Source organism: Paenibacillus sp. IITD108, assembly GCF_036541265.1.
Lineage (GTDB): Bacteria > Bacillota > Bacilli > Paenibacillales > Paenibacillaceae > Pristimantibacillus.
This window is the reverse complement of the sequence record NZ_JAZHCT010000057.1, coordinates 1-18126: the sequence shown is the minus strand read 5'-3', so window position 1 is coordinate 18126 and position 18126 is coordinate 1. Positions and strand designations below refer to the sequence as shown.

11 protein-coding genes are annotated in these 18126 nt (G+C 44.9%); 1 reads left to right on the top strand and 10 read right to left on the bottom strand.

All coding sequences use genetic code 11. The features are described from left to right. Nucleotides 1–13: 13 nt before the first annotated feature. The 10 genes from V1L65_RS27645 to V1L65_RS27600 form a co-directional block, all read right to left on the bottom strand. A complete protein-coding gene (locus V1L65_RS27645; protein ID WP_331702560.1) occupies nucleotides 14–1063 on the bottom strand; it encodes a M14 family zinc carboxypeptidase in 1050 nt (349 codons plus the stop codon). Nucleotides 1064–1090: 27 nt separating this feature from the next. After that, nucleotides 1091–1957 (bottom strand): carbohydrate ABC transporter permease, encoded by an 867-nt coding sequence (locus tag V1L65_RS27640; RefSeq protein WP_331702558.1) that lies wholly within the window; start codon nucleotides 1955–1957, stop codon nucleotides 1091–1093. Between the two features lie 9 nt (nucleotides 1958–1966). After that, on the bottom strand, nucleotides 1967–2887 hold the full coding sequence (locus tag V1L65_RS27635) for an ABC transporter permease (RefSeq protein WP_331702557.1): 921 nt from the start codon (nucleotides 2885–2887) through the stop codon (nucleotides 1967–1969). A gap of 76 nt (nucleotides 2888–2963) precedes the next feature. Next, nucleotides 2964–4520, bottom strand: coding sequence for an extracellular solute-binding protein (locus V1L65_RS27630; RefSeq protein WP_331702556.1), 1557 nt, complete (start codon nucleotides 4518–4520; stop codon nucleotides 2964–2966). A 154-nt stretch (nucleotides 4521–4674) separates the two neighbouring features. Next, the gene (locus tag V1L65_RS27625; RefSeq protein WP_331702555.1) at nucleotides 4675–6945 is read right to left on the bottom strand and encodes a helix-turn-helix domain-containing protein; all 2271 of its coding nucleotides are present in this window, start codon (nucleotides 6943–6945) and stop codon (nucleotides 4675–4677) included. 759 nt (nucleotides 6946–7704) lie between these two features. Beyond that, nucleotides 7705–9984: a helix-turn-helix domain-containing protein gene (locus tag V1L65_RS27620; protein WP_331702554.1), complete on the bottom strand. Its 2280-nt coding sequence runs from the start codon at nucleotides 9982–9984 to the stop codon at nucleotides 7705–7707. A 25-nt stretch (nucleotides 9985–10009) separates the two neighbouring features. Beyond that, complete coding sequence (locus V1L65_RS27615; protein ID WP_331702553.1) at nucleotides 10010–11575, bottom strand: extracellular solute-binding protein; 1566 nt, start codon at nucleotides 11573–11575, stop codon at nucleotides 10010–10012. 174 nt (nucleotides 11576–11749) lie between these two features. Continuing rightward, entirely contained in the window at nucleotides 11750–13375 is a 1626-nt protein-coding gene (locus V1L65_RS27610; RefSeq protein ID WP_331702552.1) for an extracellular solute-binding protein, read from the bottom strand. A 28-nt stretch (nucleotides 13376–13403) separates the two neighbouring features. After that, a complete protein-coding gene (locus V1L65_RS27605; RefSeq protein ID WP_331702551.1) occupies nucleotides 13404–14258 on the bottom strand; it encodes a carbohydrate ABC transporter permease in 855 nt (284 codons plus the stop codon). Nucleotides 14259–14288: 30 nt separating this feature from the next. Continuing rightward, nucleotides 14289–15209 carry an ABC transporter permease gene (locus V1L65_RS27600; protein ID WP_331702550.1) on the bottom strand — a complete coding sequence of 307 codons (921 nt, stop codon included), beginning with the start codon at nucleotides 15207–15209 and terminating at the stop codon, nucleotides 14289–14291. Nucleotides 15210–15449: 240 nt separating this feature from the next. On the opposite strand from V1L65_RS27600, the gene V1L65_RS27595 reads away from it, so the two are divergent. Further along, complete coding sequence (locus V1L65_RS27595) at nucleotides 15450–17819, top strand: glycoside hydrolase family 16 protein (RefSeq protein ID WP_331702549.1); 2370 nt, start codon at nucleotides 15450–15452, stop codon at nucleotides 17817–17819. Nucleotides 17820–18126 lie beyond the last annotated feature (307 nt).

Below are 18126 nucleotides of genomic sequence, written 5' to 3'. Positions count from 1 at the left end.
GCCTCCTTTATCCTTACTCGATCGAATAGTTAAAAAGAAACAACTGCTCAAACAATGTCATATGACTGTCCATAATCTCTTCATAGCCATAGCACTCGCCCGGTGCGTCAAGCCCCATATTTGTTTCATAGACCATACTCATGCCGCCGCTTACATGATGCATCGCTGATGCCAAATTAAATGACGGCGGGCATCCCGCTTCGCCGTCCCGCTCGTTCAGTTCATTGACCAAATAGCGAAGCCCTCGTTCATCGCTAACTTTTTTTAGTTGCTCGCAAAACTCCAGCTGCTTTCGTTTCACCGATAGAGGAATATAGGCAGTATTCAAAATCTGATTGACTACATTCGTTCCCCCGTGCAATTGTACAGAAACATCCGCCGCTTCCTCATCCGCCAGCTTCAAGAGCGCCTTAGTTTCCTCTGCCCACGGCATAAAAAACTGATCATGCATCATATTAATGCCGTTATCGTTGAAGTATCCTCCCAAATGACCCGCATGCTCCAGTATAGGATGGATAGCTTTACAATCCGGCCAGCCGCATAGCGAGCCATCCTGCCATGCCCCCTGCACAAAGTAGCGCAGCTCCTCCATAGTCATGCCAAGCACTGATTCAACAGGCACACGAGCGCGCCCATCCGGATTCATGCATGGAATGAGCAATAAGCGGAATTGTTCCAGCACCCGGTCGGCATCGATAAGTTGTTTTCCGCGCAAATCTGTTCCTGTTTCCAACATATGAATCAGATTAAGCACTGCTGATACGCCCTCCAGCTCTCCTCCATGAATGCCGCCAATAATAAGAATAACCGGGCGATTATTGATTGTTTTGTCCTTGTAATAACGTGTATCGCCTGCACCACAAGCAGAGTTGTAGTTCGCTAGACGATTGTACGGCTGCTTTTCCCCATATTCAACTACCGCGATTTCGCGTCCCCCTGCCGAGACAGCCAAACTCCGGACTTGACCGCGTTTCACCTGCTTTAAGGCTTGTTCAATATGAAGCAAGCTGTTGCGCCAGTAATGCGGCATTTCCTGCGCTTCACTTGTCGAAATCTTTTCCATCACTAATCCTCCATATCCAATTGTTGCTTATCCTTTCACGGAACCGATCAGTACGCCCTTTACAAAATATTGCTGAATAAACGGATACACCATAATAATCGGCAAAGTAGAAACAAGTATCGTTGCGAATTTTAACGGCTCATCGATAAGCATCTCTCCATCGGCTCCGCCCATTACTGCGCCATCCTGGTATTGCCCGGCAAGCACAATATTTCTAAGAAATACTTGCAGCGGGAACAGGCTTTCCATCCGTAAATACAATAGTGCGCTAAAGAAATTGTTCCAGATGCCAACCGCATAGAAGAGCCCGATCGTTGCCAATACCGATTTGGAAAGCGGCATGACTATACGAGCAAAGATGCCTAATTCATTTAATCCGTCGATTTTGCCAGACTCAATTAATTCATAGGGAATCCCCTGAAAAAAAGTACGCATAATAATCAAATTCCAGGTAGATACAAGCCCCGGTATAATCATCGCCCAAATCGTATTCATAAAGCCCAAATCTCTTACTACGAGAAATGTTGGAATCATCCCGCCGCTAAACAGCATCGTGAAGACGATCATCATAAGAAAAAACTTTTTGAACACAAGTATTCGTCTTGATAGCGCATATGCCCCCATCGCAGTAACAATAAGGGAAAGAAGCGTACCTAAAGTTGTATAAATTAGTGTATTTTTATATCCCATCCAAATACGCTCATCCCTCAGCACGTATTCATAGACTTTCAAGTTAAAGCCTTTGGGCCATATACTGACTTTGTTTTGCAATACATATTCCATTGAGCTGAAGGATACAGCAAGCATATAAATAAACGGGTATAGCGTTGCCAGTGCAACAATTAGCAACAAAAGCACATTCACTACGGAAAACCACTGCAGTTTTAGTCTCATACTCATCCCCTACCATAGACTGTTGCCGCCAATTTTGCGGCTAATGTAATTGGCTCCGCTCAAAAAGACGAGACTGATCAAACCCATAAACAAATCGATTGCTGTACCGTAAGAGAAATTCCCTTGTACAATACCAGTACGGTATACATAGGTTGATATAATATCAGCTGTCTCGTAAGTAGCAGGGTTATAGAGCAAAAATACTTTCTCAAATCCAATATCGATCATTTTGCCAATATTCAAAATTAATATAATAACGATAGCTGGCGCAATGCCCGGCAAAGTAATATGCTTCATCTTCTTCCAGCGGTTAGCCCCGTCCATATCGGCAGCTTCATACAGCTGGGGATCGATAGCGGTCAATGCAGCCAGGTAAATAATCGAGCTCCAGCCTGCCTCCTGCCAAATTTCCGAAGTCACGTATACTGTACGGAACCAGCCTGCGCTTTGCAGAAAGTTAATCGGTTCATAACCGAGCCATTCAATAAATTGATTGACGATTCCTGTCGTTGGCGACAAAAACATCGTTACCATGCCCACAACAACGACGGTTGAAATAAAATGCGGCAAATAACTGACTGTCTGCACAAAGCGTTTATATACCGCAACCCTCACTTCGTTCAGTAACAAAGCGAGCGCAATTGGGACTGGGAAGCTGAACAATATTTTGTAAAACCCCAGCAAGAAGGTGTTGCGTATAATGTTAAATGAATCTTTATTTGAGAAAAATTGGATATAGTACTTTAAACCAACCCAATCACTGTCCCAAATCCCCTTAAAAAGACTGTAGTTCTTAAAGGAGATGACAATGCCGAACATCGGAATATATTTAAAAATGATATAGTATAAAACTGTGGGCGCCAGTAATAGCAACAAGTATTTATCCCGTGCCAATCCCTTTACCAGGCTGCCTCCCGCGCGAATTTTCACGCTGTCTCCACCTCCTGTTAAAGACCTGCCTGTAACAGAACAACTTCTATGAAGATGCTGCTACAGGCAAATTGCACTACTTGCTGCCTGACTGACGATCCCACGCGGTCTGATGCATGGCTTTTACTTCCTCGATTCCAAGCTTTTCCGCTTCTGCTACATAATCATCCCATTGATCAAGCGAGCGTTCGCCTATAATAAACTTGGCCATATTCTCTTCATAATGCTTGGTAATAGGCTCCTGCAGCAATTGGAATCGCTCCAGCTCCTCCTCTTTAAAGTTAGGCGTAACGACCTGTACCGGGAAGGCATATTTAGGCGCCTCCTCATAGGCATAGCTTTCTTGCTCGTTAATAATGCTGATTAACGCACTGGTATCAAATTCACCATATGTTCCAGGAGTCATAATCCCCATATTTTTACGCAAATCGGTAAATTCCTTGAACTCTGGCTTAAATTTCTTTTCTCCATTGTCCACGATATACGTTTCATTCTCTCTGCCCCAGCTTAACGTTTCTTTTCCCTGGTCAGAGTAGTAATAGTCGAGCAGTTTGAGAGCAGCTTCCTTATTTTTTGTTTGCGAGAAGATCGCAAAGCCGTGCACTTCATAGTTAGTATCGGCTATATAGCCTTTGCCGCCTGTTCCTGCCGGAGGAGGCAGCAGCTTCAAATGTCCTTCCGACAATTGATTATTAATAATTTCCATTTGCCCAATGTACTGCACTGTAATAAAGGACTGGTTAGTCAGCATCGCTTGTGTCCATGTTTTTGGATCCATTGACAGAAAATCAGGCGGCGACAGCTTTTCTTTATAAAATTGATTCAAATAAGCAATCAAATCTTTGAACTGCGGCTCTGTCGGACCATAGCGCACTTTACCTGTTTCCGGGTCAGGGAAGTAGGCAGGGAATGTCCCGAATGACGGCGCAAAATTCATTAAATTACCTAGCCCGTGGCGATAAATAAATGGAAAGCTATCCGGATAAAGCTTCTTCAGCTCCTTGCTTACTTCATACAGCTCTTCCCATGTAGTCGGCGGCTGCAAATTGTGCTTGGCAAATATATCCTCGCGGTAAAACAATATCATTTGATTCGTAATGCCCGCTCCGTCATGCAAGATATGAAATATCTCACCATCTGGAGCTGTCACTCTCGACTTGATATGCGGATTTTCTTCCAAAAATCGTTTTACGTTCGGCAGCTCATCCAAGTGCTTGGACAGATCCAAAAATACGCCCTCTGTTCCATACTTGTTGGTCAATTCACTTGGCACATAAATAATATCCTGCAAATCTTTTGAAGCAATATTAAGCGCAAGTGTATCATGGTAGTTTCCTGTAGGTATTTCTACATTCAAAGCAATATTCGTGTCCTCTTCAATCCATTTCCATATCGGCCACTCCTTGCTATAAGGCCAGCCCTGGTTGATGTTAGTAAACATTCGAAGCGTAATTGGCTTATCGCCTGTACCTTCACTAGCGCTTGGTTTGGCATTGCCCGAATTTCCTGTTTCCGTCGGTTGACCTGAATTGTTTCCGCCGCAAGCTTGCAGGACCAGCAGTATGGATAAAATAGCAATAATCAGCCCATACCTAGTTGAACGCTGTTTTTTCGTTTTCAATAGCACGTTCATTCTTTCACCATTCCCCTCTCAACTTCACTTCATGACCCTTTCGGGTGACATCCTCACTATATCCGGCAAGCTTATTGAGGGTAAATCGGCAGTTTTACATAACCTTCACGATAAATTAGCAATCTAAAAAATGTACCACAATATAAAAAACAGTCTATTGGTCACTAAAATTCTGTTTGCGGTGTTCTCCTGGCGTCGTACCCGTAAATTTTTTGAACATACGGTTGAATGAGTTAATATTTTGGTAGCCGCATTGCACGGCAATCTCTCTTACTTTCAAATCGGTGTGCTCCAGCAAATGCTTGGCTTGTTCAATTCTCATCTCGTTTAAATAGTCGATAAAGTTCTGTCCTGTTTTTTCTTTAAAATAAACCGATAAATAACCGCTGCTCATTTTCAGTTTTTGCGCTAACGCATCCAAGTAAATTTCCTCTGCCAAATGCTCTTTAATGTATGTAGTAATAAATGTAATAGCCGTATCGCTTTGTTGCGGCTTTTGTTCCTCGATACGCTTGCAGAGCTGTTCCAGCAAAGGAATAAAAGCATGCTCCAATTCAACAAAATCGCATGTCTGGTCAAGACGCTTAATAGCACTGGAAAAATCGTTCAGCTCTGTATCCGGTACGCCTGCCAGATGAAGTGCTCTCAGCGCTTTATCCGTTACTCTTTTTATAAAAGCAGCAACAACTGTCCTCGTACTCCCTCTTTTCTGGAGTTCCGCCAATGATTTTTGGAGCAGCTCCACGGCTTCCGTCCTGTTACCCTGACTAATCTGTGCATCCAGCTGTTGCTCGGAAGCGACGATATGAGTGTCAAATAAAGGCTGCAGCTTGCTCATTGCCGCTGCCGACAGAATTTGCGTCTCATCATGGAACATTTGATACTGCATATAGCTTGCAGCTTCCTCATACGCTTTTGTCAGTTCTGCAGAATTGTCGTACACTGAGCTTACCGCAATAACCGCATAACCGGAATCACGATCCAGATCAAATACCGCTTTTACTTTGCCAAGTATCTCCTCCAGCTGCTGCCCGCTATCCAAAAACAACAGACTCAGCACCTGATTACGCTCCATTTGCAAGGTTAAAGCTTCTTTTCCGCCTCTTGCTACAGATAAATCCACAAACTCTTTTGCATACAAATACCATTTTTTCTCCGTATCCTTAAGTTGCTCACTGCGTTGCTTAAAAATAAACTCAAACAGCAAAACAACAAACGGCTGCTCTGTAAAGGATAACTCCTGCTGCTTGCTCAAGCCCCCGCTAAACTGAATTTCTTTGAGCTGTCTCATATAGGAATAATGACGACTCTGTTCCTTTTCCTGATCCAGTTCCTTATGAATGCTCTGTTTCGCCTTTACTAATTGCTTGAAGCGGTCGCTTATCAGATGAAATTCCTTGATTTTGCTTCCCTGCAGATCAAGACCCGCATTCATATCACCAAGAGCCTCAATCACTCGCTTGAGCGGATTGTTGATTTTTCGGATAAACAGCAGGGCTGCAGTAATACTTGCAAAGATTGCGGCAAACAAAACAAAGAGCAGGGTCGCTTTCATTTTCATTTGAGCAGCAATGCTTTCTTGTGGAACAATATGAACATAGGTAAAACCGGTTTGCTCGCCTTTACCATAAAAATAGTAGTGTTGATTGGATAGCACATATTGTTTGTCTGCAGGCATCTGTTCGGGCATAGCTTCCGCCATTTGAGGCATAGCATTGGAATAAATGGTATGCTGTCCATCCAGAATAACCAGATTTTCGTTTAAAGAAATATGAAATTGATCCAGCATCCCTTTGGCATCCATTAGCGCGGCAATATAAAATTGATCCGGTGCATATCCTTTGAACAACACTGGAAGAAGCTGATCGGATGTGACCGAAGCTCGTGATGATGTTCTGTCCTCAAATCGGACTGCCGGCAATACTTTATAAGCAAAATCCGCTTCAAACTGCCCCTCCCAAAACTGCTCTGTATACTGAGGGTTGTACATAAAAACGCCGAACATCGATGCAGGGCTTGTACTTTTGCTTTTATCCAGTATTTGCGACGTCGTTTTGGAATAAAGAAACACATCGCGTATAAATAAATTTGAATTGCTGACTATCTTTTGTATTTCTGCCTGAATAGTCGGAAACTTAATGTACTGACTCGATTTATAAAACTGGCGCACATCGTCATGGATTAAAAAGGACAGCATCGTTCCCTTCAACAGCTCAAAATGCTTCTCATAGCTCTCGACCGTATTATTGAGATTCAGCGTATTGTATTTAATAATTTCCTCTCTTACTTTGTTGGAGGAGATCGAAATCGTAATAAAGTGAAGAGTAACAAGAACAATAATGATCGATAAAAAGGCTAAAATAAGATGAACAAACAAAGAATTCGTTTTAGTTCTGGAAGGAAGCATATATTGAAACGCTTTCATTTTTTACTCAACCCCTTGCTTTCCGCATCCGTCGATGATGTATTCTATACCGATACAAGCAGTGCTGTCTCTGTTCTTTTATTATAATAGGTTAGCAGATAGAGGGAAGCTTTTATTTACAAAAAAGAGTTGTTCAGACATCAGCTTTTGCCGATCATCCAAACAACTCCTTAGAATCTGCTTTTCTACTTTTCTACTTTTCTACTTTTCTACTTTTCTGGATAAATGTCTGTCATAGCCTCATAATATCTGTTCAGTATCTTGCACAGATGCTCCTCAAACTGACTGAACCATGCGTCCAAATGCTGGCTCCAAACCTGCTTGATCTGCAAGGTTGCCTATAATGATTCGACATGGTCACACGTTCCGCTATTTGCCTTGAAAGCGCCATTTTTTTAATTTCGCGGTCACTCATTCCGCTATTCGGCTCTAAGTAGGGCTTTTTCTGCGATTTATGGATCAATAGCGGAACGTCTGTCACTTTGGCACCTCAAAACTGCGATTTTGAGCATAATAACGGATCGTCTGACCAGCTAGAGACGAAAAACAAGGTACCGTCCTCAGCCCGCTGCTTTTTGCATCCCATACCTATATGCACCTCATACCTTGTTGCAACTCATACCTGTTTGCTCCTAACGCCTGTTTTCTAATACCTGTTTGCACAATGCCTGTTTGCACTATTCTCATACCTGTTTGCACTATACCTGTTTGCACTATACCTGTTTTACCCTACCTGTTTGCACTATGCCTGTTTACATCTCAGCCCGTCATAAGTCTGTTGCGATACTCGGAAGGTGTAATGCCTACCTGCGCCTTGAACACGCGTATAAAAGTAGAACGATTGCCATAGCCCGTCGCTTCGGCTACTTCCTGTATTTTCAACTCATGATCGTCCAGCAGCTCCTTCGCCTTTTGAATGCGAATATAGCTCAAATACTGCAGGAAGGTTTTATTCGTTTCTCTTTTAATGATTTGCCCGAAATAAGATGGATTCATATTAAATCGCTCAGCCGCGCTTTCCAGACTTAAATGCTGCGCCTGATACTCCGTCTCTATATAGGTGAGAATCGATTGGACAAGCGCAGATCGTGCTTGCTGCTTTTGCGAAGATAGAGCCAGAATCAGCTCTCGGCAGCAGGTGAGCAGCAATTGCTCCAGCTCCGTAATCGTTAAAGCCTGATGACTTGTTCCAATGGAATACCTCACATTAGGAATGATAGCATCACGATTCAGATTAAGCTCAAATATAATCGTCTCCAGCTCCATAAACACAGAGTTGTAATAATAATAAATGCGGTTCAAATGCTCATTAGGGTAGGCATGCCTGCTTATCCACTCGCCAAAAAGCCGTATAGCCGTATAGGCCTCTTCTTCATTATGAACCCGTATATGATTCATAATGTCATCCTTCAGCCTCATCCATTCATTCTCGGACAGGGTCAGCTCATTATAAAGCTGCAGGTCCTTAAAGCGGATCAGACTGCCATTTCCGCTTACGATCCGATAACGAAGTGCTGTCTGCGATTCCCGGTAAGAGGTTTCAATTTGTCTGAACTCTGCATATCGATTGCCTACACCTATCGTCCAATTGTACTTCAAATACAGCTTCAACCGCTGCTTTAAAACTTCCAGCAGTTCACCGAAGCGATCCGGTTCGGGATAGGAATCGCCGCCGCTAAACACAATAGCGAACGATTGCTCATCAATATACACCGTTTCAAATTGATAGCCCTCATAATTGACCGTCTCTTCGGCAATATTAACCCCCGCAAAGACGAACAACCCTTTATCCTGCTCACTAAGCTCGCTTACCTCGTCACAATGGCAGCTAATGACCTGAAAAACTGCCGCTGACTCATCCAGCCGAAGTGTTACATAGTCCTTGCCCGCCCACTTATTGCCTTTTAATATGTCTAGCAGGCTTTTATTTTTAATAACAGAGTAATTATCCTTCATAATTTTGCTGTATTGTTCGGTGTAATCCATCATCCAGCTAAACGCATATTGCAGCTGATCGACCTGTGCAGGCTGCTGTGCTTCTGAAGGCAGCTTTCCTTTTAGCCGCGCGAGCAGAGCATCAAACGGCCGATAAAAGCGTTTCGTTAAATACATCGATACAAACAATCCGAATAAGATGACAACGATCGTAAGCAAAATTGTAACCTTCGTAATGAACTGCATCGGTGCAAACAACCACTTCTTCGGCACGATTACCCCGTATTCCCACAAATTATAGCGAGACTGCACCTTGGAAACAAAATAATCATCCTGCGGAGAAGCATGCTGCAAATAAGCACCGATATCAAGACCCTTCGCTTGTGTATATATCAGCTGCCTGCTTTCATCCGCGATCGTAATGCCAAGCGGATATTCGCTGTCCAAATTTTTAAACAAACCGCTGAGCCGGTCTAATCTTACATTAATGAGCAGCAAGGCGTCATTCACGATTCCATCGTTTGTCAAATGGCGATAGAAGCTGAACACTTCCTGTTCGGCAGCATACCCGCTAATGTAATTCGTCTCGGTAAGCCGCTTGCCCAGCCAACCGCTGCTCGGCAAATCACTTGCTACCAGCTCCTCGAGCAGCTGGTGATCTTCGTAATCCGCAATAGATTTTGTAAATTTACTCATAACAACCTGACTTGCCCCTGGAATATATAATGAAACAGCTATCATATTCCCATGGATTTTTTCTTCTCCGGCCAGCTTGTCATACATTTTCTTAAGTGCGGATTGGTAGTCCTCAACATCTTCAAACAAATTGTTCTTTGATAAAAATATAAACTGCTTTACATCGGCATCCTCTAAAATTTTAATTGACGAACGATCAATATCCTTCAGCATCGTATCCAGCTGATTCTCAATCTGCGACAGGAGTGAAGCATTGATGCCTGTAATTTGAGTACGCAAATTTTTGGAGAACGTGAAATAAAGCGGTACAATAAGCAGGGCAATAACAAGCAGAACAACAATAGCAAAATAAAACGGCAGCCTGCTGCGGATAAACGTTTGATAAAGCCATTGCTGGAATCTGACCACTTGCTTATCCCACCTTTTTCATTCCTTATTGAGCCGCCTTAATCGCATCGCTCATCTCTTTCATCGCTCTTTCTCCGCCGGAGCTTTTCCACTTCTGTACAAATTCGGCAAAGCCTTTTTCTATATCCAGCTGCCCTCGAATCATCTTGCTGAAATACTCATCATAGAGCTGATCGGAATTCGCCTTGAACGATATCCATTCCGGAGTTGCAATATGGAAGGCAGACGGATAGATCAAGTGCTCTCGGGCATTTTCCAGATTGTTCTTCACCTTCGAGGAGAAGCCTGGGATGGTCTGATCACGCAGCTGCAAATATGGCTCTTCCGTCATTCTGGACCAGCTTACGATGCCCCAATTCAATTCATGAGGCGCTCCCGTCGTCGCAGAATGAAAGCCAATATCCTTGCTCCTCTCTTCCATATTGAGCTTGAACCTTCCATCCTGCTCTTTATAATGAATATCAGGAACACCGTAAAGCGTTAATCGTTCTCCTTCCTCTGACAGCAAATAATCGAGCAGCTCAGCCGCCGCACGCGGATTGGCGGCCCGGTCTGTAATGACCGTATAGCCCCAATATCCCGATCCGACGCTGTAGCCGCGCTCACCCGCCGGTCCGGCAGGTGCGGGCAATATCGTAAGCTGGGCCCGCGGCATATTGCGCTGCAGCTGCTCTTCTTTTTTTACCAGCTCTTCAAAATTCATATTATCAATAATGATTCCAGTGCGCCCTTCAATAAATCTCGGTCTGATTTGTACATTTGAGCTTGCTGACAGCGTGTCGGGATGAATCAGCTTTTTATCATACAAGCCCTTTACATAATATAAAGCTTCTTTCACTTCAGGCTGGATCACCCAATATTCATACTGTTCGCCAACCTGTAAAAAGCCTGTGCTGCGTGCATCAACCGGAATGCCCCAAGCCCCCATCAGCTGCTTGACGATAGATGCCAGACCGTCAGAAATTAACCCATAGGTGTCATCCATTTGATTGCCGTCCGGGTCCTGCTGCTTGAAGGCGGTCAGCACCTGCTCAAGCTCCTCCAAGCTTTCGGGCTGCTTCAGCTGAAGCGCTTTCAGCCAATCCTCGCGAATCATGAGCACATGCTGGCCAGGACTGTCATACGGCAGCTCATCTTGAATCGGCAAACCATAGAAGCTTTCATTCACCTTCAGGTTTGCCAGCCTGTCGATCGAGAGCGCTTTTTGCAAATTAGGAAGCCCATCAATCAGCTCAGGTGTAAACGGAATAAGCTTGCCGTCACGAATCCATTTATTGAACCGACCATAATTCTCACTATCAACGATAGTGAGTATATCCGGATAATCTCCTGCCGCAATAAGCACATCCATTTGGGAATCATCCCATACCCCAGTGTTGATTTCGATATCCATATCGTTAGCTTTCTCAATATAAGCGAGCACCCGATCATGGTTGGTCTGATAATCCTGGCGGTCAAAGCTATATATGCTTATTTTTTCTCTATGCTCGCTATCGTTCGGAAGAGACCTGGCTTGCGAGCATGCTGTTGCCAATATCAAGGCGAGCAGTATCAGGCATCCTATAGATCTGCTTAACGGCTTTATAACCATGATATGCCCTCCTCAGCGACAATAGCTGCCCGCCATTTACAAGCGGGCAGCCTCCAACCTTCTTCTCTTTATAGTACCACCAGACAGACATTTTTTCCCTAATAAATTCAAAATTTGCATTTAAGTCAATTTCACAATCAAATCTTCCGCTCTAATCTAATCGATTCAGTGGCATTATTTGCTCGCTTTAATTGTTTCGCTCATCGCCTTCATAGCCTGCTCGCCGCCTGCGCTTTTCCAAGTTGCAACGAACTTATCAAAGCCTGCGTCAATATCTATCTTGCCTTGCACGGCTTGAATAAAAAATTCATTTTGCAGCGTTTTGCCTGTTCCCATAAATTGCGACCACTCTGTATTAATCGCATTATAAGAGGCCGGCTCTATTAAATATTTATTGACCTGCTCCAAGCTTTTGTTTACGATCTCACCATATTGTGGCAACGTTACCTCTGAGGCTTTAACATAAAACTCGCTAACCATTGGCGACCAGCGTACGATCCCCCAGTTCAGCTCATGGAATTGACCAGAAGTATTCTCATTAAACCCGGCATCCTTTTTCTTCTCCTCCAAATTCCACTCCAGCTTGCCGTCCTTCATTGTATAATGAACACCTTCTATGCCTACCGTGCTCAGCTTCGTTCCTTCCTCGGAAATTAAAAAGTCAAGCAGCTCAGCCGCAGCCATCGGATCCTTCGCTTTACTGGATATCGCCGTGTATGCATAGTGGCCATTTCCTTGCGAATAGCCGTAAGGTCCGTCATGCCCCTTCAATGCCGCCATCTGTACAATATTTCCGTTCGGCACATTCGTCTTCAGCGCATTGTTGCGGTTAATTAATTGGTCAAAGTTCATATTTTCTACCGTGACACCGATGCGTCCTTCCGCAAATACAGGTCTTGTCTGTACAATGTTCGTCTGCGTCAACGTATCAGGATGAATCAGCTTATTATCGTACAGCTTTTTCACCCAGCGCAGCGCTTCCTTCACCTCGGGCTGAATCGCCCAGTATTCATAATTATCGCCGACTTTCAAAAAGCCTGTGCTTCTTTCGTCATGAGGCAGCCCCCAGAAGCCAACGCTATAGGAAACTAGCTTATCGAGTCCATTAGTAATCAGCCCGTAAGTGTCAGCTTTATTGTTGTCGTCCGGGTCCTTATCTCTAAATTGCACCAATGTATCGAAAAATTCATCCGTCGTTGCCGGCATCGGCAGCTGCAGCTTATCCAGCCAGTCCTGCCTGATTTGAAAAACGAATTGTCCCGCAGAGCCTAGCGGCGGCTCATCGCGCATCGGAATCAAATAGTAATCGCCATTTACCTTCAAATCGCTGAATTCGCCCTGAGTCACAAGCTGCTTCAGGTTCGGAAACTTATCCAGCATTTCCTGTGTGATTGGTGTTAGCAGGCCTTCTTTAATCCACTGACCTGTCCGGTCAAAGCTGTCATTGTCAATAATGGTTACGATATCCGCTATGCTGTCGGACATAACCATCATATTCAGCTGCTCTTCATCCCACGGTATTCCCGGTTGAATTGTAATTTTAGTGTTCGTTTTTTCTTCAATTTCCTTCAAGACTCGATCGCCGCTGTAATCGGATCTGTCATAGCTGAAAATGGATATAGGCCTTGGTTCAGCCTTTACTTCCGGTGAAGGCGAGGCGCTGGCAGGAGGACTTGATTTTTCCCCATTCGTACTAGGCGAGCTTGTCGGATTTTCTGATCCGCCCTTTCCGCTGCTGCACGCAGCTAGCACAATAACTAAAATGATAACAACTGAAAAATGCAACCACCTTCTGAACATATTCATTCCTCCTCATATTCATCCCTTTTTATGATTTAACTGCCCCCAGAATCATCCCTTTAACAAAATGCTTCTGAATTAGCGGTGAAACCAGCACAATTGGAATAACCATCACAACGATTATGGCCGAGGTTAGCGACATCGGCACAAGTCCGGGCAGCTGAATCTGCATCTGTGAATCCACCCGGCGAATAAGCTGCTTGAGCAGCACCATCATCGGATATTTATCCGGACCGACGATAATGCCGGACCAAAAAAATTCATTCCAGCGGAATACGCCATAAAACAAGGTCATAACCGCAAGAATCGGCTTTGATAAAGGCATCACGATTTTGGTGAATACTTTCACTTCCTTGGCGCCGTCTATTTTGGCCGCTTCCTCCAGCTCAACCGGCAGGCTGGCAAAAAAGTTTTTCATTAAAATGATATAAAAGGAATTGCATACAAACGGCAAAATGAGCCCCCAAAGGCTGCCTGTCAGATTCAACCCTTTAATGACGAGATAAAGCGGTATTAACCCGCCGCCGAACATTAAAGGGATAATCACCATCAGGTTAAGCCCTTTATGCCATAGCAGACTGCTTTTCGTTAGCACATAACCGCCTGCCGCACTTACGATTACATTGAGGAAGGTACCGGCTACCGTTACGATGATCGAAACAATCACCGCATTTATCATTCTTTTATCCGTAAAAATAAGCCCGTAATACTCCAGGGTAAATCCTTTGGGCAGCAGGTGATACGCTTGCGTTACATAATTCTGATTAGGCATAACGGAAATCATAAGCACATAATAGAACGGAAATATCAACAAAAGCATGAATGCCGTCAGCCCCGCCACAATGAATACTTGAGACAGCGGTGTTCTTTTTTTCGCGAGCATATAGCGCTCCGCCTCCTTCCTTAGCCATTATTAGAACAAACCGCTGGAGCCCATTCGTTTCGTAATCCAGTTAACGCTGAATAACAGTACCAACCCAATTAGTCCCTGGAATAACCCGGCCGCTGCGGCAAAGCTGTAATTGCCCTGTTCAATGCCAAGGCGATAAACGAATGTATCGAGTATATCTGCTCGTTCATAAACAATAGGCGAATACAGCGCAAAAATTTGCTCAAAGCCTGCATACATCAAATAGCCCACTCTTAAAATCAATAAAATAACGATCGTGCTGGCAATGCCCGGCAGCGTAATATGCTTGGTTTGCTTCCAGCGGTTCGCCCCGTCCACCTCAGCCGCTTCATACAATTGCGGATCAATGGAACTGAGCGCAGCCAAATAAATGATCGTCTCCCAGCCTGCGCCTTTTATAATATCGGAGACAAAAACGATGCCGAGAAACCAATTCGTGTCCGCCAGAAAAGCGATAGGCTCACTGTCCCTAACCGCCAAAATCCCGTTGATCAGACCTGATGCATTGAACAGATTTTCCAAAATACCTGCAAAAACGACCCAGGATAAAAAGTAAGGAATAATCATCACATTTTGAAACAATCCCTTGAACCAGCGAATCCGGACCTCATTAAGCAATAACGCCAAAATAATCGGAACTGGAAAGCCCAACAGCACCTTCCCAAAGCTAATAAATAACGTATTGAAAAAAGCACGCTTAAAAAAAATGTTTTCAAACACATTGCGAAAATTTTCAAAGCCCACCCAAGGACTTGCCGCGATTCCTTTCACGATTGAAAAATCTTTGAAGGCGATAATAATGCCGTACATCGGCGTGTATACAAAAATGAGGTAAAACAAAATCATTGGAACTGCCAGCATATACAGCTGATAATGACGTTTGGAATCTCTAAGCAGCTGCGTACTAAATGGCTTGCCTCTCATTACTTCTCCTCTCCTTTCCCTGTTGCTTGCAGCAGATACTGTATTGTTTGAAGCATATACCGCCGGACCCGCAAGCTAAAGAAGCGTTCCCCTCAAACTGTTGCAAATCTGTTGATTTACTGTTGTCAATTCTGTGAGTATGTAGCAATCCTCTATATTTCCAACAATTTTATTGACTTGGCGGGATATGGAATCAAATAATGTGGTCAGAAGGCCATAAACCATAAGAGGAGGATCATCATGTCATTGAAAAAGCAGATTTACCGGTTGCTTTGTGTTGTACTGATTTGTCCCCTTTTTCTAACTCCAGGAGCTTTAAAAGCAGATGCAATTGAAACAAGTATTTTCTTCGATGATTTCCAAGGAAATAAATTGGACACGACAAAATGGCTCACTGCGTTCAAGCAGTGGGGCGGAAATAATGCCAACGGCGGCGTGCTGCCGCAAAATGTCTCCGTCCAAGATGGCAAGCTCGTAATCGAAGCTTACGGTGATCAATACACCGGGGATGTGAAAGGAATTAACCGTGATTTTTCCCTGCGCCCGGACGGCAAACGGGTAGGCGGTGCGATCGCTACTTTGGACTATTATGCATCTGGCAAATACGAGGTGCGTATGAAGGTTGCCCCTCAGCTTGGCGTAGCTTCGGCCATTTGGACATTCCACTATGAGGAATATGAGCCTGGCGATCCTATGTACAAGAACAAGCCTGTAGGCGGCGAGGATTATTATGCGGTCAATCATGAAATCGATATGGAATTTCCGGGACGTCCGGGTCCGGCTCATACGAACTTTTCCTTTGACAGAGGCTTGTTCAATACCTGGATAGGCGAAAATGATGACGAGTACACGACTGAGTATGCGAGCCTCGGGCAGGCAGTTGATGACGGGCAATTTCATACTTATCGCTTTGATTGGCATACGGGGGATGATAACGAACAAAAACGGGTTGAATTTTACATCGATGATGTGCTGATCCATACAACAACTGACCATGTCCCTACCCATGCAAGCAGATTGTGGATTGGCGCATGGTTTCCTAACAGCTGGGCGGGAACGCCTGATTTTGATATCGAAACCCTTGAAGTGGATTGGGTGAAAATTACTCCTTTCGAGCAGGAAGGCGATAATTGGTTCCCCGAAACCTATCCGAATGACGGCTGGTCCTATCTGGACCCGACTATACCGGAGGATGTCTTTTACGATGACTTTACAAGCAGTTCGCTTGATCCGGGAAATTGGATGATCGCCAAGAAAAATTGGGGCGGGCAGCTCAGCCGGGAAACGAGCTTCAATGGCGGAGTCGTGCCGCAAAATGTAAAGCTGCGGGACGGAAATCTCATTCTTGAAGCGCATGGCAATTATTATAATGGCCCTGTTATGGGCATTAACAAAAATGGCTCGCAGCGGACAGACGGCAAACGAGTCGGCGCCGCAGTCGCAACGACCAACTATTACGCTTCAGGCAGCTATGAGGTAAGAATGAAAGTAGCTCCGGATCCGGGTGTCGCCTCAGCACTGTGGACGTTCCACTATGAAGAGCTGTATCCAGATGATCCTGGCTTTATTTGCAAAGAAGTAGGCTGTGGTGAAGATGGAGACGGCTATTATGCGATCAATCATGAGATTGATATCGAATTTCCGGGGCGGCCTGGTCCTGCGCACCAAGATTTCTCCTTCAGCAAAGCGCTTCTTAACACTTGGATCGGAGAAAATGATGATGAATATACGACAAACTATACCACGCTAAGCGCCGCCCAAAATGATGGGCAGTTCCATACCTATCGCTTTGATTGGCATACGGGCGATACAGGGCAAACACCACGGGTTGAGTTTTATGTTGATGACCAGCTGGTCAACACAACCTATACTCATATTCCGACCCGTACCAGCCGTTTCTGGATTGGGGCATGGTTCCCGCGCGGCTGGGCTGGAAAAGCAAATTTTGATACGTCCGAGCTGGAGATCGACTGGGTTCGAATTACACCATTCCATCAGGCAGGCGATGAAGAAGTGATGGAGAGCGTCTTCCCCGGCAGCTATGACTTTGCCCAATATTCCGAATATCCAAAGGCATCCGGAGGGCCTGTGATCCCTACACCGACACCAACCATTACGCCAACACCGATAGTTACACCAATACCAACCGTTACGCCTACGCCGACCGTTACGCCAACACCAACCATTACGCCAACACCAACTCCGAGCGGGCCGCCAGCTGTCAATCTGATTCAAAATGGCGACTTTTCGGGAACACAGCACTGGACCAATATATCTGCTGCACCTGCAATAGTGGAACTTTCCGCAGGACAAATGAAGCTGCAGCCAGCGACAACATTTAGTGCAGAGGCTGAGCAGCTTGTATCCGTTACGCCATCGGAAACATATACGCTGCGAGCGGATATGAACAGCTCAGACGGGCAAACCTTTGGCTACTTGCGCGTTTACGATGGCACGAGCGTGTATGAGGTCGGCAGCTCGAGCGGCAGCGTGCAAAACAAGCAGCTAACCTTTACAGCGTCAGGAAGCCAGGTACGAGTTGTGCTTCATGCGTACAAAGGGCAGACAGGCAGCTTCTATTTTGATAACGTCGAGCTGGTGAAGCAGTAAAACCTGCAACTGATGGCGCGTGGTGCAGACGCATGCAGGGCAGATGGGCATGTAGTGTAGATGCATGTAGGGCCGACGGGCGGGCATGTGTAGGGCAACGCGCGAATGTATATGAAAAATCATATACATTCGCGCGTTTGGATGCGGATCGCTCGATTGTATATGAAAAATCATATACATTCGCGCGTTTGGACGCGGATCGCCCGATTGTATATGAAAAATCATATACATTCGCGCGTTTGGGCGCGGAGCACTTAATTGTATATGAAAAACATTCATGACAACATACTACGTTGTCACCCCCAGA